Here is a 20,320-nt window from a genome sequence, read left to right on the forward strand (position 1 = left end):
TAAAGCGATGAGACAAACCAAGTGGTTCGCGATAATAGCGTTGCTGATAGCAATAAGTACTGGATGTAAGAAGACACCAACAGGGGAGACGATGTTTTATCCTGAACCTGATCCGATAGGCACTTATGCAAAAGGTGCAGATGTGAGCTGGGTCAGTGAAATGGAAGCTGGCGGAAAGAAGTTTTATAACAACGCTGGTGTAGAACAGGACCTGTTCAAAATCTTAAAAGACAAAGGGATCAATGCAGTAAGGTTAAGGGTCTGGGTAAACCCAGCTGCGGGCTACAACAATACCGCGGATGTGCTTACTAAAGCAAGAAGAGCCCGGGCTGCCAATATGCGCATTATGATCGATTTTCATTATAGCGATACCTGGGCGGATCCTGCCCATCAGGCTAAACCTGCGGCATGGGTTGGACAAGATATTACTGCCCTGAAGGCCTCTGTGTATAAACATACTACTGAAGTGCTTAATACCTTGAAAAACGCATACATCGTTCCGGAATGGGTACAGGTAGGTAATGAAACCAATAACGGTATGTTATGGGAGGAAGGAAAAGCGTCTGCAAATATGAAAAACTTTGCGGAGCTCGTGCTCTCGGGATATAGTGCTGTAAAAGCCGTGAACCCGACATCTAAGGTAATCGTTCACATTTCCAATGGGTATGATAATGCATTGTTCCGTTGGATGTTTGACGGCCTGAAGAACAATGGTGCGAAATGGGATGTGATCGGAATGTCACTGTATCCGAGTGTAAGCGACTGGGCTGCAAAAAATACGCAGTGCCTGGCCAATATGAACGACATGGTAAGCCGCTATGGATCCGAAGTGATGATCAGCGAGATCGGCATGCCTGCCTCGGAGCCTGTTGCGTCTAAAGCTTTTATTAGCGATCTTATCGCCAAAAATAAATCACTGGCCAACAGCAAAGGACTTGGCGTTTTTTATTGGGAACCTCAGTCCTACGGCAGTTGGAACGGATATGGCCTCGCGGCTTTTGATGATACCGGCAAGCCGACTGTAGCGATGGATGCTTTTTTACCTTAATATATTACGAAGATGCTCAGAGCTATATTGATATTCTTTTGGATGGCTGTGCTTAGCCTGTCCGCTTTCGCCCAAGCTAAAAAGGGGAAGACAGGTATTTTTGTCGACAAAAGCGGAATAATGCGATGGCAGAAAGACGGTAAAGAAGCCAGCTTTTTTGGAGTAAATTATACCGCTCCTTTCGCTTATGGCTACCGCTCCATTCAGCGAAGCGGAATATCCGTAGAACAGGCTATAAAGGATGATGTTTACCACTTTTCCCGGTTAGGGCTAGATGCTTTCCGTGTCCACGTCTGGGATGTGGAGATCTCCGATAGCTTAGGCAATCTGATCAATAACGAACACCTCAGGCTTTTTGATTTTCTGATCGCTGAGCTGAAGATGAGAAAGATCAAGACGCTCATTACCCCGATTGCTTTTTGGGGTAATGGATATCCTGAAAAAGACATCAATACCGGCAGCTTCTCCGGTAAATACGGGAAGCAGAGGGCGCTCCTAGAGGAGCCTGCATTCCTCGCGCAAGAGCGTTACTTAAAGCAATTCTTTCAACACAAGAATCCTTATACAGGATTGACCTACCAAAACGATCCGGATATCATAGCAGCGGAAGTAAACAATGAACCTCAGCATAGTGGTCCGGAGTCCTTGACTACCACTTACATCAATCGTATGGTTAAAGCCATCAGAGGAACGGGATGGACTAAGCCGATATTCTACAACATCAGCGAATCTCCAAAATATGCAGCTGCCATTGTTAAGGCAGATGTACAGGGGCATAGCTTTCAATGGTATCCTACGGGCCTTGTGTCTGGACATACATTAAATGGAAATTACCTTCCGCATGTATCTAAGTATGAGATTCCTTTTGATACCATTCCGGCCTTTAAAAATCGGGCAAAAATGGTCTATGAATTTGACGCGGCTGATGTCATGGCTTCCTATATGTATCCCGCAATGGCCAAAAGTTTTCGGGTAGCCGGTTTTCAATGGGCCACGCAGTTTGCCTATGATCCAATGGCTACCGCGCAGGGCAATACCGAGTATCAGACGCATTACCTGAACATGGCTTACACCCCATCTAAAGCCATCAGCCTACTGATCGCTTCTAAAGTATTTCACCGACTGCCGAGGGCAGAAGCCCAGGCTTCTGATACCGTATTTGGTGCATTTCGTCTGAGTGCTGCAGCTTCTCTGAGTGAGATGAATACGCCTAATGAATTTTATCATTCTAATGCTACCAGTTCCGAACCAGTTGATCCGCTCAAATTACAGCATATCGCAGGGCTAGGCAACTCTCCGATAGTCCACTATAACGGTAAAGGAGCTTACTTTTTAGATAAACTTACGGAGGGGGTTTGGCGTTTGGAAGTGATGCCCGATGCGATTTATTTAAGCGATCCATTCGAACGTACGAGCGCAGAAAAAACGGTCACGGCTGTTCGCTGGACCACTCAGGATATGCAGGTTAAAAATCTGCCCGATATTGGCCAGGCTTTCAGCATCAAAGCTCTGAACGCAGGGAATACCTTCCAGGCCACTGCGGCCGGAGGTGCATTTAAGATTAATCCAGGCACTTACCTGCTGACGCGAGCGGGTGTCAGCACTGACTTGAATGCAGAAAGTAAATTCGGAAACATTCAATTGTCTGAATTTGTGGCACCTAAAGAAAAACAGCATGTCGGGCTTCTCCTGTTCGATTCTCAAAGAGATGCCGATAGGATGATGCTCTACAAATTAGGTTGGGACAAAGATGCACCGACACTGGCTTTTCAAGCGTATTGCGGCGATCGGGTCGCCTCGCTAGGCTCCGCGGGTTTGATCCCAGATAGCCTGGTCATCCGCGCAAGAGTAGCAAAAGGCGAAGCTATCCGGGTCAAACTAGGGCTCATCGACCGTGAAAGTCATTTTTTTGCAACTGAACTGGATCTTTCTACAGAATTTAAATCAATTGCAATTCCTTTAAATTTGTTAAAGCCATCAGCTCAATTGTTGTTACCCAGACCATACCCTGGCTTTCAGCCACTCCATCATCAGCCCACAAACGAGAATCAGAGACTGAACATCCAGTTCCTTGAGAAGTTGGAACTCTGTTTTGAGCAGGCTATTGAGGTCTCATCTATTTATTTGAAATAAGTCTATACCACCCATATCCAAGCACATGAACATCCTTAAGAATATATTGCTGCTGAGCGCATTGTGTACTGTATTATCGGCAAATGCCCAAAGAGTAGATTTTCCCATTACGGAAAACTGGAAATTCTACCGAGGTAAAAACGACAATGCCTTTGAAAAAACGTACGATGACCGGACATGGAAAGCTGTCAAAGTTCCGCATGACTGGGCCATCTCAGGACCTTTCGATAAAGAAATTGATAAACAAATGGTAGCCATAACCCAGAATGGTGAAACCAAGCCAACTGAAAAAACCGGCCGCACGGGTGCCTTGCCATATACGGGCGAGGGTTGGTACCGTAACGATCTTAAAATACCTGCATTAAAGAAGGGGCAACGAAGTTTGTTGGTGTTTGACGGGGCAATGAGTGAGCCAAAGGTTTACCTTAACGGTAAGTTGGTCGGACAATGGAATTATGGTTACAATAGTTTTTACCTGGATGTCACGGAACAGGCTTTGCCCGGAGAAGTGAATACGCTAGCAGTGCATTTGTCCAACCGGCCAAAATCTTCCCGTTGGTATCCCGGGGCAGGGCTCTACCGTAATGTACATCTGATCATTAAGGATCAGCAAAGCATTGAGCAATGGGGAGTGTCTATTACCACTCCAATGATTGATGCAAAACTCGCTAAAGTAAACATCAAGACGAAGGTAATAGGCGATAAGGTCCGTCTGGAGACGCACATACTAGACCAGCAGGGTAATGAACTGTGCGTATCAAGCACGGAGGAGCGCTTTGGACTGGAGTTCGAGCAGAATATTGGAGTTATGGATCCCAAACTTTGGAGCCCTGAAAGTCCATACCTGTACACCGCCGTTTCAAAAGTGTATGAAGGCAATGTGTTGAAGGATGAAGTGAAAACCCGCTTCGGTATCCGGGAGATCCGTTACGAAGCCAATAAAGGTTTTAGTCTAAACGGTAAAGTACGTAAATTCAAAGGTGTTTGTCTACACCATGACCTTGGCCCATTGGGTGCTGCGATCAATACAGCAGCGCTCAAGCGGCAATTGACCATTCTGAAAGATATGGGGTGTGATGCGATCCGCAGTTCGCACAACATGCCTTCACCGGAACAGCTGGAGCTTTGCGATGAGATGGGTTTTATGTTCCTGGCTGAGAGTTTCGACGAATGGGCAAAGCCCAAAGTGGAAAATGGTTACCACCTCTATTTCGATACAGATGCGGAGAAAGATGTAGTAAATTTGGTGAGGGCCAATCGTAACCATCCAAGCATTGTGATGTGGAGTTCAGGTAATGAAGTTCCTGATCAATGGGGCGCTGAAGGTGTGAAACGTGCCAAATGGCTGCAGGACATCTTTCACAGAGAAGACCCTACGCGCCCGGTTACCGTCGGAATGGACCAAGTGAAGGCCACCATGCAGTCCGGATTTGGAGCCTTATTGGATGTGCCCGGATTGAACTACCGTGTGCACTTATATTCTGAAGCCTACCAGGCTTTTCCACAGGGATTTATCTTAGGTTCTGAAACTGCTTCCACAGTAAGCTCAAGAGGGATTTATAAATTTCCGGTAGTAAAAGGCAAAGACATACAGTATCCAGATTTGCAAAGTTCGTCGTATGACTTGGAATACTGTTCCTGGTCTAACCTGCCGGATGATGATTTCGTGTTGCAGGATGATAAGCCTTGGGTGATCGGCGAATTTGTCTGGACTGGTTTCGACTATCTTGGTGAACCTACCCCTTATGATGAAATGTGGCCTTCCAGAAGTTCATATTTCGGAATCTGTGACCTGGCGGGGATACCGAAGGACAGGTACTATTTGTATCGCAGCCGATGGAACAAGGAACAACCGACGCTACACATCCTCCCCCATTGGAATTGGGAAGGTAGGGAAGGGCAGACAACACCTGTATTTGTCTACACCAGTTACGATAGTGCTGAACTGTTCCTTAACGGAAAAAGTCTGGGCATACAAAAAAAGAATAAAGACACACCGCAAAATCGCTACAGACTAATGTGGAATGATGTCAAATATGCACCTGGAACACTGAAAGTAGTGGCTTATGATAGTACAGGCAATGCAGTGGCAGAAGAAAAAGTGCTAACCGCCGGTAAGCCCCATCAGATTGTGCTGGAAGCAGACAGGAAGGAAATAGATGCTGATGGAAATGACATTTCCTATGTGACAGTATCTGTGGTGGATAAAGATGGGAACCCTTGTCCGACAGCAACTTTACCATTGGAATTCAATGTAAGGGGAGCGGGTGTATTTAAAGCAGTTTGCAACGGCGATGCGACCTCACTGGAAAGTTTCGAGCAGCCCAAAATGAAACTTTTTAGCGGGAAGCTTGTCGTACTGGTTCAGTCGAAGAAAAAATCCGGAGATATCGAACTCCGGGTGAGTGGATCTGCTGTAAAAGCGGCTCAACTTCATTTGGTATCTAAGACGAAACAACACTGAAAATAAACCCTTGGTATGTAAATTTTTGAACACCATAATGTTAAATTTAACAGCTACTGTTAACTTACTCCTGACTATCAGTCACAGATTATACGGAGCGAATATTTTTCATGCCAAAATTTAATTTCAATATCCTCACTGGCGCCAGTTTAAAGAAAGCATTAAATTTACCCCAAATAGCGGGCTGATTCATATTGAAGCTGAAGCTGTGTCCGGAACATGCAGGATTACTGTAAGCGACAGTGGTCAGGGAATTCCTGGGGAACAACAGGAACATATTTTTTCCATTAAAGCAGAGCCTTCCTTTGGTACCAATAATGAAAGAGGGGTGGGGCTTGGGCTTGTGCTTTGTAAAGAATTTACCGAGAGGCAGGGAGGTCATATCGCGTTTAATAGTAATCCCGGAGAAGGTTCCCAATTTTCTATATTTTTGCCCTTAGTCGGGATCTACCCGAAAATGCCTTCCGCCGAATCGGGAAATGCTGTAGCTCAAGCTTAAATGAAAGGTCCTGGTCTGTTGCTGACTGCGATTGTCGATGATTGTATTGCCAGTTACAGTACGCGAGATATTGTTGCCTTGTGCCAATAGATCATTGGCCTGGAGGCTCATGCGTAAAGCTTGATTTTTGAAGAAATTTTTTGATAGGATTGCATTGATCAGCAATGGATTGGAATTGGCCAGGCTGTATCCATAATTTGTCGTTTTTGATGCATTAACATTGAGGTGGTAGGATTTTCGGAAGGTTAATCTGCCAGATAGGTTTATATTAAGGGTGCTGGTGTTTCGGATCGGCTGTTCGACCTTGGCACTGTTGTGGTTGCTGCTGTAGCTAAGGCCACTACTAAAGTTCATACTTTTTAGCCTCAGCTCGCCGCTTAGTCCGCTGGAAAAATTGTTTGTCCTGAAAAAAGCCGGGGCGCTGATCTGTCCAATGCCTACTGGTAGTAGATTCGCGAAACTGTAGAGTGAACTGACGTCATTATTATTCGTGACCGAGTAGTTGATATTGCCGTGCAGGAATAGCTTTTTGAATGAGAAGTTACCATTAAATCCCTGGGAAAAGTTCGTCCCTTTTCCAAAAGCTTTTTGGTTATTAAAGAGCACAGCCCTGTTGGAGAAGCCAATGGATCCGGAATAGCTTAAGCCAAATTTGTTTTTTTTGAATGGTAGATAGAGGGTGTAATTTCCATTGATCTGGTAGTTGCCATTGACATTCTCGTAACGGGTAATTTGTTTTAGACTGCTCAGCGTGTCGGGTATCAATATCACGTGGCTCATGATTTCCCTTTGTGTTGCAGCAGTGCTGATACCGGTTTGCAGGGAAATACCTGATTTAGCATGATTGTAGTTGAAGTTGGAACTCAGGTTGTGACTGAACGAGGATTTCAGATCAGGGTTACCTACTACAATATTTTGCAGGTTTTGCGTATTTCTGATGGGCTGTAGTTGATTGATGGAGGGGTTATTGTTGGATCCCTGATAGTTGATTGAAATTGTCTTGGTTTTTGTTATCGTCCGGCTGAAGTTGACATTTGGTGAATAATTGAAGCTGTTGTTTACGGTAGTCTGGGCGAGTTTCAGGTCACGGTTGCTGAGCATCACCGGCCTCGCATTGATGCCGAGGTTGAACCTCATTTTATTGGAATTGTAATTGTAATTTCCACCAATAGACTGACTGAAAGAAATGCTGCTGAATGACGTACTTAGGGAATCAACAAATGAGCTTTCATTGCTTTTATTGTCTAGTGCAAAGGTTACGACATCGTTAATTGAGCTAGACAAGGCGGCATGATAACTTAAATTTAAACTCCGTCTGGCCAGCGTATCTTTGGGTTTTTTCAATCCAAGACTATAGTTGAAACCGAAGTCGGCACTTTGATTTTTTACCGTACTGCTAAGGTCCCTGTTCAAGAGGGAATCTTTCAGAAATGCCCCAGTTGTCTTGTCGTAGTAGATCGTATTTGTATTGATGTTTTGCTGGTTATTGTTGCTGGAAAGCCTGAATGAAGACCTGACGGAAAAAGAGTTTGTCTTATTCTTAAGCTTTTTAGATAAGGAGATGCTAGCACCTATATTGGGTGACGAGCCAGCAGATGCGTTACTGTTTTTTAAGTCCTGACGGAGTAGTCCAGACTGATTGCTCAGGGAGGTGTTTTGATTATCTGAGCTAGTGTAGCTGCCGCTGAGTTCAGAGTTGAGGTAGAATTTGTTGTTGGTGTAGTTCAGGCTGCTATTGACCCTGTGGTTCATTCCCCCATTTTTTCCCTGGTTCTGATTTTTACTACTGAAATTGCCTTGCGGATTGAGGGATTCAATCACCTGTTCGTTGGAGAATGCACTGCCATTGTTATTGAAGCCGTAGCCAAATCCAGCACTGGCATTTTTACCTATTTTATCATTGTGGTTTAATCCAATGCCCATGCTTCTGCTATTGCCGGCACCGTTATTCTGGGTGTTGGCGTTTGCATTTGCCGAACTTTGCCTGCTTGCATTCCAAAGGTTGACATTTGCCTGGCTGCCGATCATATCATTGGTCCCCGTGTCGGCAGATGCACCGCCAAAGGCCCCTCTGTTCATTCCTGGTTTTGTAACGATATTGAGCATCTTGACCGGTTCACCAACCTTAATGCCTGTGAAGTTGGCTTCGTCTCCAAAATCATCGATGACCTGGATTTTGGATACTATACCTGCGGGGAGTCTACCGATGAAATCCTTGATGTTATTGGTGAAAAAATCCTTACCATCTACGCGGAGTTTTACCATCTCTTTACCCATCGTTTTGGTATTATACTGTGCGTCTACCTCCATGCCTGGGAACTGTTTTATGAGATCGGCCACATTGTCACCTTCATTGATGCGGTAGGCAGCGGCATCATATTCTACGGTGTCCTGCATGAAGCGTACCGGATTAGGTTTAGCTTTGATGACCACCTCTTTCAGCATTTTACTGGAGGTTTTCAGGACAAATGTTTCCAGTTTTTTGTGTTTTTCTTTCTCTGCAAAACTATAGTCTGCATGCAGGCTGAAGTAGCCCATGCTTTCAATCTGTATAGAAAATTTTTCACCGCTGAGCTTGGAAACGCTGAAATTTCCTTCCTGGTCAGTAGTCGTTTTCAGGGTGTCCTTTCCTGAAATGACCATTATATTTACACCGGAGATAGATGAGCTGGTAGAATCAGTTACTGAACCCGAAATTCTTCGGTTTTGAGCAGATGACTGAAAGCAGCAATAGCACAGGAATAAGAGAGTGAAAGCGCAAAATTTTTCCAAAACACAGGATTGTTATACAAACTTATATTTTTTCCTGAACAATATATAGAAATTTCAGAAGCAAAATTGGCCATTTGAATACTTGTTTTGCACATCTTATCGTAAGAGATGCTCGTACTTAGGTTTAAGTGATTATTTTCGCGCATGTTTCAGTCATACCAGCTAAAGTCGTGTTTTCTTTTTACGGCATTTGTTGCATTCATTACTCTGGCCTTAAGAATAGGAGATACGGTGCTTCTGGACTTTTTTCAATGCCTGGGGCATTTGCTTTCCGTGATGATTTACGGAATTGTCGCATGGTTGATTCAGGGATACTTCCGATACCATCCCTTTTTGGGACTTGAAGGTAATTCCAGGATTGCTGTTGCTCTTTTTTTTGGCATTCTAGCCATACTAATCTTGAATTACCTGTTTTCCTGGCTAGTACCCCCTACAGTCCTCACCCCCCTGAGACATTTGGAGCCTGAATATCTGAATATGGTTCAAAGGCTGTTTCGAAGCTTTTTCTTGTGCATGGTCTGTAGCATAGCCTACAATACATTAGAAACCAGTGATTTTCTTCAGCGGAGTATGCTTGAGAACGAGCAGTTGAAACAGGAACACCTCCGTGCACAGTTGATTTCCTTACAAGAGCAGATCAGTCCGCATTTTTTATTCAATTCGCTCAGCATTTTGAAGACTATTGCCGCCGACAGGGACACTAAGGATTTTGTCCTTCAACTCTCTCACATCTATCGGTATGTTCTTAGTCTGAAAGACAAGCAGGTGACCACTTTATCTGAAGAAATGGCTTTTGTGAATTCCTATCTCTACATCATGAGGCTTCGTTTTGAGGCTGCCCTCTTCGTAGAAATTGACGTGCCGGCGTTTTGTGAATCCATGCTGATTCCTCCTTTGTCAGTTCAGTTGCTGGTAGAAAATGCGATTAAACACAACGCCATCTCTGTTGATACTCCCATCTGGATCAGCATCACAACATTTGGGGATGTAGCCCTTCAGGTTTGCAATACCCGTAATGCGAAAAAGGTGCCCGTAGAAAGTACGAAGCTGGGTCTGCAGAATATAGGTGACAGGTTCCGCCTGCTTTTTGGCAAGAGCATCACCATTAACCGTACTCCTGAACACTTTATTGTTATATTACCATTGACAAGTTATGAAAATTATCATCATTGAAGACGAATTGAGGACGGCAAATGAATTGAAGTCCATTATCGAAAGTGTGGATAAGGAGGCGAAGGTGGTCACAGTACTTTATTCTGTTTCGTCGGCAATTCAATGGTTAAAAGAAAATCCTGCACCTGAACTTATTTTTTCGGATATACAGTTGGGAGATGGCCTAAGTTTTGAAATATTCAGGGAGGTATCTATCAATGCTCCAATTATATTTTGTACAGCATATGATCAATATGCGATCCAGGCCTTTGAATCCAATAGTGTGGATTACCTATTGAAGCCTATAGAAGAGGCTATGGTGGAAAAAAGCATTAGGAAATACCGTGCTGTAAAAGGCCACTATGCCGATCCCGCAGTTGTTCAGAAAAATATAGGTAAGGTTTTGAAGCAGATGGATACAGGGTATCGACAGTCGATCCTAGTCTACTACCGGGAAAGTATGATCCCTGTAAAGGTGGTGGACATTTGTTTTGTATATGCAGCAAATGGCGTAGTCATGCTCTACAGTTTGGATAACCGGAGCTATGTAATTCCCCATACGATTGATCAAATGGAGGTCATGCTCAACCCGGAACTGTTTTTTAAGACCAATAGACAGTTTATCGTCAACAAAAATGGCATTCGGTCCATTGAGCACTATTTTAACCGCAGACTTGTCCTGAAATTGCAGGTGGAACCACCAGTAAAGATCATTGTAAGCAGATTGAGGTCTCCTGATTTTTTGTACTGGATCGAACATTAGTTGTCATTTCATTTGCTGAAATGGATGTTTCAACACGTAAATTGAATCACTCACTTAAATATCAGGAGCTAGGGCTGTTTTGAGGGTTAAATTTGGTTCATTACTCCGAATTTCCTTTTATTATAAGATAGTATGAGCGTAAACCAGACATCCCACGCCTCTCAAAGCTGTACGTGTAAGTATTGCAAAAGCCAGGATTTGGCTCGTATCCCGAGGCCGAAAGCCTTGAAAATATGGGCTCCCTGGCTTCGTTTAGGACGGTTTGTTTGCTATAGTTGTTTGCGAAAGCAGTATAGGTTTTTAAACTGAGTCTAACTGCATTCATTTAAATCATGGTGGCATTATATTATACACAATAAAGTAAATGTTTGTGTTAGGAATGGTCATCCCTTGCCGTTTAGCTGGAAGTAGCGTAAATTAGAGGTTTAAAAAAGGAAGATATTATGAATACTGAAAAAGCCATTTTGGCGGGCGGTTGTTTTTGGGGAGTAGAAGAATTGATCAGGCACTATCCGGGAGTGATCTCAACAGTTGTGGGCTATACAGGCGGAGACGTACCGAATGCAACTTACCGGAATCATGGTACGCATGCAGAAGGAATTGAAGTCGTTTTCGATCCGGCTGTTTTATCCTATAGAAAATTATTGGAGTATTTTTTCCAGATACACAATCCAAGTACTGTCAACAGACAAGGTAATGATATCGGTACTTCTTACCGTTCGGCGGTATTTTTTCTAAATGAAGAACAAGAGAAAACAGCAAATCAGTTGATTGCCGAAATGGATGCATCCGGTATTTGGCCAGGAAAGATCGTTACAGCAGTAGTTCCCGCAGGAGATTTCTGGAATGCAGAAGAGGAGCACCAGGATTACCTGCAGAAAAACCCTTATGGATATACCTGTCACTTTGAGAGGCCGGAATGGAAATTGAGTTAGCCTGATAGCTTAGCCGAACAATGTCAAAATCTTCTGATACGAAAGCTCATTGTAATCGTTGATATACAGATTGCAGGGTGGCAATTCTTCCCGGCTATGGGAGCTGAGCACACCTACAACCCGCATACCGGCATTGAGTGCTGCCGATACACCAGAGAAAGAATCTTCAAAGACCAGGCATTGATCGGGCTGAAGGCCAAGATTGGCCGCCGATTTCAGGTATACCTCCGGATCGGGTTTATGTTTACTTACGTTTTCGCTGGCCAGTATCGAAGTCATCTTTTTCCGGATATTCACTTTCGTCAGAATCAGGTCCAGATTTGCACGTGGCGCAGAAGTGGCCACGCCCAGTTTGACATGATTTGCTTCCAGGTCATTGATAAAGGGCATGATTCCTGCAATTGGGTCGATGTGCGGTTCATAAATCTTTCTGAATAGACTTTCTTTTTCCTCTTCCAGTTGTAACAATTCTTCTCCAGTAACAGGACGTTTGAAAAAGTGACTTAAAATATAACTGTTACTTTTTCCAAACATATGGGCTGCAAATTCTTCATCGGTAGGCGCCAGGTTTCTGGAGGAAAAGAATTCACGGAAGGCAAGGGAATGGTAAGGGTTGGTATGGCAGATGACACCGTCCATATCGAAAATGACCGCTATTTCTTTGTTCATGCGGCAAAGTTAATGCTTCTTTGGTTCAGTTCTTAACTTGAAATACTATTGGCCTGTAAAATTATGGTATTTATCGATGCATCTCTGGATCTGGACTGCTGCTATGTAGCTTTTTTTACCGGAAGAAATTGCTTATTCAGACAGCGGAAAGCACTTGCCTGGCTAAGAATGGCACTAAAAATGGAGTAAGGTTTTTATGAAATGAAATTTTACTCCTTGAAATTCAGTTCATTTCACATCTATTTGAAGTTAGAGTATGAAAATATCGAAACAAGCCCTATCTTCGCACAACTTAAAAGCGAAAGTAGCTCAGTTGGTAGAGCACGACCTTGCCAAGGTCGGGGTCGCGAGTTCGAATCTCGTCTTTCGCTCTTTTTGTTTTCAGACAATTCAGTCATCATATATACTCACTTAATCTTTCATTTTTATCCCGATTTTAATGCTATTTTTGTATGTTAGCAAGATGAGGTATCATTTAAGTTTTTTAATGATCTCCTTGGTTTTTCTTCAAGGTTGTGGGATAAGTGAACGTGAGAAGAATCTGAAGAAAGCACAGCAGGAGATGGTCCGCAAAGAACAGCAACTGCTCAAATGGGAGCAACGATTGAAGATAAGAGAAATGGCACTCGAGGAAGCAAATTCCGATGCGGACACCACGTTATCACATCATCCGGAAATCAGCGGTAGATGGGCCGTAAAGATGACCTGTATAGAAACCAATTGTGAAGGCTCTGCTTTGGGAGATACAAAAACTGAACAATGGGTTGTCAGTTTTAAAGGCAATGCCGTTGTTGTAAAGGCTTATTCTGGTGTGGTGCTCACCAGGGTTTATATCGGTGCTTACGAAAACGAGGTATTGAAAGTGGCAGATGATAATCCAGGTACCGATGCGGTCATTAGTGCCGATCTTAATTTCAGTACCTTAAAGCGTGTAGAGGGAACCCGGGAAGTCAAGCAAAAAGACTGTAAGATCACTTATTCAATCAGTGCTGAGCGGGCCAAATAGAATGCTTATGATCCTACTGAGTTCACTGGACTTTTCTTTACCACTAAGAAACCCCGTAGTCATTTTTTCATTGGTGCTTTTTATTATTTTATTTGCACCGATACTTTTTCATAAAATAAAAGTACCACACATCATCGGACTGATCATTGCTGGGGTAATTGTTGGACCTTATGGTTTGAACTTGTTGAAGCGGGATAGTAGCATTGTATTATTTGGAACTGTGGGATTAATTTATATCATGTTCCTGGCGGGACTGGAAATAGATCTGGCGGAATTTAAACGGAACCGGATGCGGATTTTCGTGTTTGGTATGCTAACCTTTCTGTTTCCGTTGCTGGTTGGCACATTGGCCAGTTATTACCTGCTGGGCTTTGGTTTTTTGTCTTCTTTGCTGCTGGCTAGCATGTTTTCTACACATACTTTAGTTTCTTACCCCCTTCTTAGTAGATATGGCGTGATCCGGAACCGGGCGGTGAGTATGACGGTAGGAGGGACTATGATTACTGATATCCTAGCACTTCTGATCCTGGCGGGAGTAGCCGGCATGACTAAGGAAAATGTGTCCACTGCCTTCTGGTTACAGCTGACCGTATCAACGATGGTATTTGTGATCATTGTGTTCGCTGTTTTTCCATTGGTCATCGAATGGTTTTTTAAACATTTTGAGGATGGTGTTTCACAATATATTTTCGTACTCGCTATGGTGTTTCTAGCCTCATTTATGGCGGAGGCAGCGGGATTGGAAGCGATCATTGGCGCTTTTTTCTCTGGACTGGTGCTCAATAAATTTGTTCCACATGAATCGCCCCTGATGGGCAGAATAGATTTCGTGGGGAATGCCTTATTTATTCCCTTTTTTCTGATCAGTGTAGGTATGCTAGTGGATATCACGGTATTGATTAGGGGCTGGGGGGCTTTGAAGGTTGCTGGTATCATACTTTTTGTGGCGTTGTTGACAAAATATCTGGCTGCCTGGTGCACACAGAAGATATTTAAGCTCAGTCCGTTGGAGGGAAAGATGATCTTTGGGTTGAGTTCTTCACATGCCGCTGCTACCCTGGCAATTATCCTGGTCGGCTATAACATCATAATTGGAGAGACTGCTTCAGGTGAACCCATACGCTTGCTGAATGAAGATGTGCTCAATGGAACGATTTTGCTGATCCTGGTGAGTTGTGGTGTAAGTTCGTTTGTTGTGGAATCTGCAGCTAAAACGATGGCAATGAAGGAGGGGAGGGAAACGTAGATTATGCTTTTTTGAATACCCAGTATTTTTGCAGGACGTAATTAAAGCTAAGGGAAACGATGATGTCTACAAAGATTCTGCTAATCTTGTAATCGAGATGCAGGCCTGTAGTCATGAGGTAGGTTCCTCCAGACTTCAGCCCGATGCTTCCTGCGACTACGAAGATAAATTTCAGTAGCTGTTTTCCTACCGGCGACTGACTGGCCCTGTTATCATCAAATGTCCAGTAACGGTTTACCGAAAAATTGACTACCGCACCTATAATTCCGCCAATGGCGATGGAAATGGTATAATGGACGCCCAGCAATTCAGTGCAAAAGATCATCGTCAGATAATCGACAATGCCACCTGTGAAGGCAGACAACTGTGCTTTTGCAAAGATATAGACCGAATTCTTCTTGACCATTAGCTTGCCAGGTGTTCTTTTTCTGCTTTAGCCAAACGCTCAGCTCGTTCTGCATGGTCGCGGACATCTCCCATTTTTAGTAACTTGCGACTGTCGATGATGTTGATGATAAAAAGTACTGTACACAGTATAGCCCCGAAATACTCAATCACATGGCCAAAAGCTGCCTCTAATATGAGCATTATGGCAAGAATGATTCGGATTTCTGTAGGTCCAGCTACGCCTGAGTCAATACTGTAAACATCAGTTATCTTATAGCGAAGCTGTGAGATGATCATTGCCCAGCCATAAAGTACAACGAAAGCAAAGGCGATGAGTTCGTATTCATTTCTGGCATAAACGAGATAACCCATGCCGATTAAAACAGTACTCACCCAATCCATGATGATGTCCAGTGAAAAGCCATACCATTTGCGAGGAATGTTGCGGTAGTAGGCTATCCTGCCGTCAAGAGAATCTCCGAACCAGTTAATGGCCAAGCCCACTATTCCCAATAGAAGAAATGTTCGGTCGTAAAAAGTTGCGAGTAAAAAACCCAGCAGGACAATAAATGAACCGACGGTACCTAAAAAAGTAAGCATATCAGACGTAATGTAGGCGGGTACTCTTTTAACGAGGAAGGAAATCGTAGCCTGTTCAGCGCTCCTTAAAATGTTTGTCCTTTTTCTATCTTGAAATATTCTTTTTAGAGTTTTGCTGTCTTCCATTCAGGTGTGCAGATGCTGCATTTTATTATTGAGGTACAAAAGTAGGTATTTTAACTTATTCCAGAAGTTCTTTTCAATTCAATTACCGTTATTTCCGGCCATATGCCGATTCTTCCTGAGAAGCCAATGAAGCCAAAGCCCCTGTTGATATTCAGATAGACACCCTGGTCGCTGGTGATGCCGCCCCAATGTGCATAACGGTATTTTACAGGGCTCCATTTGATCCCGAAAGCCTCAATACCAAATTGCATCCCGTGTGTATGGCCGGATAAGGTCAGGTGGATTTTTGAAGGAGATTTGATGACCTCTGCAGCCCAATGTGTGGGATCATGAGAAAGCAATACCTTAAAATCGCTGGTGTTGGTATTCGCTATGGCCTTCTTCAAATTTCCACGTTCTCCAAAGCCTATACCCCAGTTTTCTACCCCTGCGAGGATGATCTTTTGACCATCTTTATGAATGGTCACATGCTCGTCGAGCAAAAGATTATAACCCAGTTCTTTATGATAATCTTTTAGCTGCTGAAGATTCGCTTGTTTCGCTGTTTCAGTTTCCCATTTGATGTAGTCGCCGTAGTCGTGGTTACCAAGTACAGAAAACTGGCCATAAGGAGCTTTTACCTGACTGAATGTATTGATCCAGGGTTTGATTTCTTCAGCCTGATTATTGACAAGGTCGCCAGTAAAGACGAACAGGTCGGATTGCTGTTTTTTAATGAGGTCGACACCTCGTTGCACCGCTTTGGGATTGTTGAAACTTCCGGCATGCACATCGGAGATCTGTGTAATGGTAAAACCATCAAAGTTTTCCGGCAGGTCATCGAAATACAATGTATGCCTGATTACACGATAAGCATATTTTCCCTTCACTATACCGTAAATAAAAACTATAATGGTTAAGAAAAACATCAGCCAGGCAAATTCTAGCCAATACAAGTTACGCGGGACGCCGGCTGCAAGACGGTATAGGTCATTGGGCAACAGGATCAGGCTAAATATCAGTTCAGCTACGAATAGCACCAGGAAGGCATGGGTTGCAATCTTAAAAAAAAGATCCATACCCTTTTTCTGCATACGTCGTATGGCATAGAAAAGGCTGAAAGTAACGCCCAATATAAATAACCAAAAGAGTGGAGTGACGAGGGAGCTAGCGAGTAGGCTATGAATTCCGGAAAGCAGGTAACTGTTGATCAGGAAGAATAGGATAGCTATGATTGCGAAAGGCAACAAGTTTATTTTTCTTTTCATGTATATAAGTGAGCAAAATTACAGCTTGGATAACAAAGTATAATCGCTGTTACATTATATGACATTCAGGCTATAATTTACTTGTTGCGCTTGTGAAAAGTCGATGACTAAATAATTACGTGATTATCGAGTATTCAAGTAGATGCTTAATTAGTTCTTATAGTGGTTTAATTTAGTGTTTTTAAATAGATTACATATTATTTACAAATAAATGTACTACTAGTCCTCTATACTTTATATATTTGCTTTATGAACAAAACGATCAATACTTGTAATTCCCTGAACATGCACTGCATGTACTGTTGATATTACGGCTGTTGAGATTAGATACACAGAACTTCTCCAGTCTCCCAGACAGAGGAGTTTTTTTTTAAACAAACAATTTGACATGCAAAGTTTTAGGACAGAGTTAGAGAATCCTGTTGTCGAAAAAGACATCATTGATCTGGAAAAGAAGATCAGGAAGTTCCGTGAAGGTAAAATCCACGACGAAAAATTCAGGAGCCTGCGTTTGGCGCGTGGTATTTATGGACAGCGACAGCCGGGTGTACAGATGATCCGCATTAAATTGCCTTTCGGGAAGGTAACCTTTAAGCAGATTCTTCGCATCTCTGATGTTTCCGACAAATATGCAAGCAGCAACCTGCACCTTACGACCCGCCAGGATATTCAGATTCATTATGTAAGCCTGGATAGGACCCCCGAACTTTGGGAGGAGCTGGAGCAGGATGATGTGACCATTCGGGAGGCCTGTGGGAATACGGTGAGGAACGTCACCTCTTCTCCGGATGCTGGAATTAATCCGAATGAACTGTTTGATGTTTCTCCTTATGCACATGCATTTTTTCTTTATTTTCTGCGCAATCCGATTTGCCAGGAGATGGGAAGAAAGATCAAGTTTTCTTTTTCCGCCGATGACCGGGATACCGCATTCAGCTATATTCATGATTTGGGATTTATTCCCAAGATCAATGAGCAGGGGGAACGTGGATTTAAAGTGATGCTGGGAGGCGGACTTGGTGCGCAACCTTTTCTGGCTAATATCGTCCATGAATTTCTGCATGAAGATCAAATCATTCCTTACGCGGAAGCGATGTTGCGTATATTTGACCGTTATGGTGAACGCAGTAACCGCAATAAAGCCCGCCTGAAATACCTGGTACAGAAACTGGGACTAGAGGAAGTATTAAGCCTGATCGAACAAGAACGTATAGCGAATAAGGTGAAATCTTTTAAGATTGACCGCGATGCTGTGCCCCAGCCGGAGCCACCAGCTTTGATTGATTACCCGGTACTTGATGTAATAGAGAGTTTAGATTATAGGCATTGGAGAGCGACTAACGTGGCTCCACAGAAGCAAGAGGGCTTCTTTTCCGTATATATTAAAGTGACCAAAGGTGATATTCCTACAGATCAGGCGCGTAAATTAGTAGCAGCAATCAGACCATACGTTGCAGATGAAATCCGTGTGACTCAGAATCAAGGCTTGATGCTCAAATTTGCCAGGGCGGAGGCTTTGCCAGGTTTATACGTAGCGCTTAAGGAATTGGGTTTTGCAAAACCAGGTTTTGACAGTGTGGCGGATGTAACCACTTGCCCGGGAACGGATACTTGTAACCTCGGGATTTCCAACTCCATGTCGCTTTCCGTAGCACTTGAGGAACTGATTTATGAAGAATATCCTGAGCTAGTTTATGAAAAAGACATTAAAATCAAGATCAGCGGTTGTATGAATTCATGCGGACAGCATGGACTCGCACATATTGGGTTTCATGGAAGCTCTGTCAAAGCCAATGGTAAAGTGGTGCCAGCAGTACAGGTCATGCTGGGCGGCGGTACGGTAGGCGATGGAGAAGGGAGAGTTGCAGAGCGTGTAATTAAGGCGCCGTCTAAACGTGCAACCGATGTATTGAGATCTTTATTAAATGATTATGCAGCAAACAGCTTGGAAAATGAAAGTTTTCATGCATACTACGACCGGCAGACTAAAGATTATTTCTATCAGTTGCTGAAGCCTCTGGCTGATCTGACTAATTTAAAAGATGAGGAATTTGTCGACTGGGGTCATGAGGAAACTTTTGTGACTGCAATTGGAGTGGGAGAATGTGCAGGTGTAGTGATCGATCTGGTAGCGACCTTGCTGCTGGAATCTGAAGAGAAGCTGGAATGGGCGAGGGCATCCTACGCAGCAGGGGCTTGGTCGGATGCGATCTATCACAGTTATGCAGTGTATGTGAGTGCCGCTAAAGCCTTGTTGCTGGATAAGGGAGTAAACAGTAGTACACAGATTGGTGTGATCCGGGAGTTTGACAATCATTATGTACAAACCGGAGAACTGCAACTGGAAGGAAGTTTCAATGACCTTGTATTACAGATTAATAAGCATGAACCTACTGAGGAATTTGCAACTACGTATCTGAACTCAGTAGAGGTGTTTTATAATGGAATTAAATTGCAGAGAGAGGAGAGAATATCATGATCATAGATAAGAACAGGGTGGTAAGGGAACCTAGAATAACCTTAGTAGGTGCAGGGCCAGGAGATCCGGAATTACTGACGATTAAGGGAGCCAATGCCCTGAAAACAGCTGATGTAATTTTATATGATGCACTTGTCAATGAAGGGGTCTTGGATTATGCAGCTTCAGGTGCGATTAAGGTATATGTTGGCAAAAGGTCAGGAGAACACTCGTATGGTCAGGATGCGATTAATCAGCTGATGGTTGATTACGCGCTGAACTATGGACATGTGGTGAGGTTGAAAGGCGGTGACCCATTTGTGTTTGGCAGAGGATACGAAGAATTGGATTTCGCAGCTGGTTATAGCATTCCGGTAACTGTGATACCGGGCTTGTCCAGTTCGATATCTGTTCCAGGACTGCAACAAATCCCTGTAACCCACAGGGGCTTGAGTGAAAGTTTCTGGGTGGTCACTGGCACAACTTCGTCAGGTATGATTTCCAATGATCTTTATGAGGCAGCAAGGTCCAAAGCCACAGTTGTAGTGCTTATGGGGCTTGGGAAACTGAGGGAAATTGTACAGCTTTATCAGAATGAAGGAAAGCATCAGCTTCCAGTAGCGGCGATACAAAGCGGTTCCACGGAAAACGAAAAGCTTGCGATCGGCATCGTCGATACGATCGTCGAATTGGTAGAAGAGAAAGATATAAAAGCACCTGCATTGCTGGTGTTTGGAGAAGTGGTTTCTCTGCACCCTTCATTCCAGCCGATCCGGGAATTTTATGAGGCCCTGAAAGAAGAACTGTAGGTATAT

General features: G+C 43.6%; 16 protein-coding genes and 1 tRNA gene. 12 read left to right on the forward strand and 5 right to left on the reverse strand.

From position 1 onward, the window contains the following. The first annotated feature begins 7 nt into the window (after positions 1-7). The 4 genes from WAE59_RS10990 to WAE59_RS11005 all read left to right on the forward strand — a co-directional run bounded on the left by WAE59_RS10990 (position 8) and on the right by WAE59_RS11005 (position 6,144). Positions 8-1,048, forward strand: a complete 1,041-nt coding sequence (locus tag WAE59_RS10990; protein WP_337856008.1) for a glycoside hydrolase family 53 protein — start codon at positions 8-10, stop codon at positions 1,046-1,048. A gap of 12 nt (positions 1,049-1,060) precedes the next feature. Then, entirely contained in the window at positions 1,061-3,181 is a 2,121-nt protein-coding gene (locus tag WAE59_RS10995; RefSeq protein WP_337856009.1) for a membrane or secreted protein, read from the forward strand. Positions 3,182-3,206: 25 nt separating this feature from the next. Continuing rightward, on the forward strand, positions 3,207-5,645 hold the full coding sequence (galB, locus tag WAE59_RS11000) for a beta-galactosidase GalB (protein WP_337856010.1): 2,439 nt from the start codon (positions 3,207-3,209) through the stop codon (positions 5,643-5,645). Between the two features lie 208 nt (positions 5,646-5,853). Continuing rightward, on the forward strand, positions 5,854-6,144 hold the full coding sequence (locus WAE59_RS11005; RefSeq protein ID WP_337856011.1) for a sensor histidine kinase: 291 nt from the start codon (positions 5,854-5,856) through the stop codon (positions 6,142-6,144). On the opposite strand, the gene WAE59_RS11010 is transcribed toward WAE59_RS11005, so the two are convergent. Continuing rightward, on the reverse strand, positions 6,082-8,916 hold the full coding sequence (locus tag WAE59_RS11010; RefSeq protein WP_337856012.1) for an outer membrane beta-barrel protein: 2,835 nt from the start codon (positions 8,914-8,916) through the stop codon (positions 6,082-6,084). The genes WAE59_RS11005 and WAE59_RS11010 overlap by 63 nt on opposite strands. Positions 8,917-9,060: 144 nt before the next feature. On the opposite strand from WAE59_RS11010, the gene WAE59_RS11015 reads away from it, so the two are divergent. The 3 genes from WAE59_RS11015 (at position 9,061) to msrA (ending at position 11,766) form a co-directional block, all read left to right on the forward strand. Beyond that, on the forward strand, positions 9,061-10,089 hold the full coding sequence (locus tag WAE59_RS11015) for a sensor histidine kinase (RefSeq protein ID WP_337856013.1): 1,029 nt from the start codon (positions 9,061-9,063) through the stop codon (positions 10,087-10,089). After that, positions 10,070-10,831 carry a LytR/AlgR family response regulator transcription factor gene (locus WAE59_RS11020; RefSeq protein WP_337856014.1) on the forward strand — a complete coding sequence of 254 codons (762 nt, stop codon included), beginning with the start codon at positions 10,070-10,072 and terminating at the stop codon, positions 10,829-10,831. The genes WAE59_RS11015 and WAE59_RS11020 overlap by 20 nt, the downstream gene beginning before the upstream one ends. A gap of 443 nt (positions 10,832-11,274) precedes the next feature. Continuing rightward, positions 11,275-11,766, forward strand: coding sequence for a peptide-methionine (S)-S-oxide reductase MsrA (gene msrA / locus WAE59_RS11025; RefSeq protein ID WP_337856015.1), 492 nt, complete (start codon positions 11,275-11,277; stop codon positions 11,764-11,766). A gap of 9 nt (positions 11,767-11,775) precedes the next feature. Here msrA and WAE59_RS11030 read toward each other — a convergent pair whose 3' ends face one another. Beyond that, complete coding sequence (locus tag WAE59_RS11030) at positions 11,776-12,435, reverse strand: HAD family hydrolase (protein ID WP_337856016.1); 660 nt, start codon at positions 12,433-12,435, stop codon at positions 11,776-11,778. 298 nt (positions 12,436-12,733) lie between these two features. Here WAE59_RS11030 and WAE59_RS11035 point away from each other — a divergent pair. From WAE59_RS11035 to WAE59_RS11045, 3 genes are all read left to right on the forward strand, one after another. Continuing rightward, positions 12,734-12,806, forward strand: a tRNA-Gly gene (locus WAE59_RS11035). A 92-nt stretch (positions 12,807-12,898) separates the two neighbouring features. Further along, entirely contained in the window at positions 12,899-13,441 is a 543-nt protein-coding gene (locus WAE59_RS11040) for a hypothetical protein (RefSeq protein ID WP_337856017.1), read from the forward strand. 7 nt (positions 13,442-13,448) lie between these two features. Further along, positions 13,449-14,687, forward strand: coding sequence for a cation:proton antiporter (locus WAE59_RS11045; RefSeq protein WP_337856018.1), 1,239 nt, complete (start codon positions 13,449-13,451; stop codon positions 14,685-14,687). A gap of 1 nt (position 14,688) precedes the next feature. Here the strand turns inward: WAE59_RS11045 and WAE59_RS11050 are convergent, their stop codons facing one another. From WAE59_RS11050 to WAE59_RS11060, 3 genes are all read right to left on the reverse strand, one after another. Next, positions 14,689-15,093: a GtrA family protein gene (locus tag WAE59_RS11050; protein ID WP_337856019.1), complete on the reverse strand. Its 405-nt coding sequence runs from the start codon at positions 15,091-15,093 to the stop codon at positions 14,689-14,691. Next, a complete protein-coding gene (locus WAE59_RS11055; protein WP_337856020.1) occupies positions 15,093-15,674 on the reverse strand; it encodes a CDP-alcohol phosphatidyltransferase in 582 nt (193 codons plus the stop codon). The genes WAE59_RS11050 and WAE59_RS11055 overlap by 1 nt, the downstream gene beginning before the upstream one ends. A gap of 176 nt (positions 15,675-15,850) precedes the next feature. Continuing rightward, a complete protein-coding gene (locus WAE59_RS11060) occupies positions 15,851-17,047 on the reverse strand; it encodes a metallophosphoesterase (RefSeq protein WP_337856021.1) in 1,197 nt (398 codons plus the stop codon). Between the two features lie 388 nt (positions 17,048-17,435). Between WAE59_RS11060 and WAE59_RS11065 the strand changes: the two genes are divergently transcribed. Together WAE59_RS11065 and cobA are read left to right on the forward strand one after the other, a co-directional pair. Next, positions 17,436-19,526 carry a HEPN domain-containing protein gene (locus tag WAE59_RS11065; protein WP_337856022.1) on the forward strand — a complete coding sequence of 697 codons (2,091 nt, stop codon included), beginning with the start codon at positions 17,436-17,438 and terminating at the stop codon, positions 19,524-19,526. Continuing rightward, positions 19,523-20,314: a uroporphyrinogen-III C-methyltransferase gene (gene cobA, locus WAE59_RS11070; RefSeq protein ID WP_337856023.1), complete on the forward strand. Its 792-nt coding sequence runs from the start codon at positions 19,523-19,525 to the stop codon at positions 20,312-20,314. Before WAE59_RS11065 ends, cobA begins: the two co-directional genes overlap by 4 nt. Positions 20,315-20,320 lie beyond the last annotated feature (6 nt).

The organism is Pedobacter sp. GR22-6 (genome assembly GCF_037402555.1).
GTDB lineage: Bacteria > Bacteroidota > Bacteroidia > Sphingobacteriales > Sphingobacteriaceae > Pedobacter.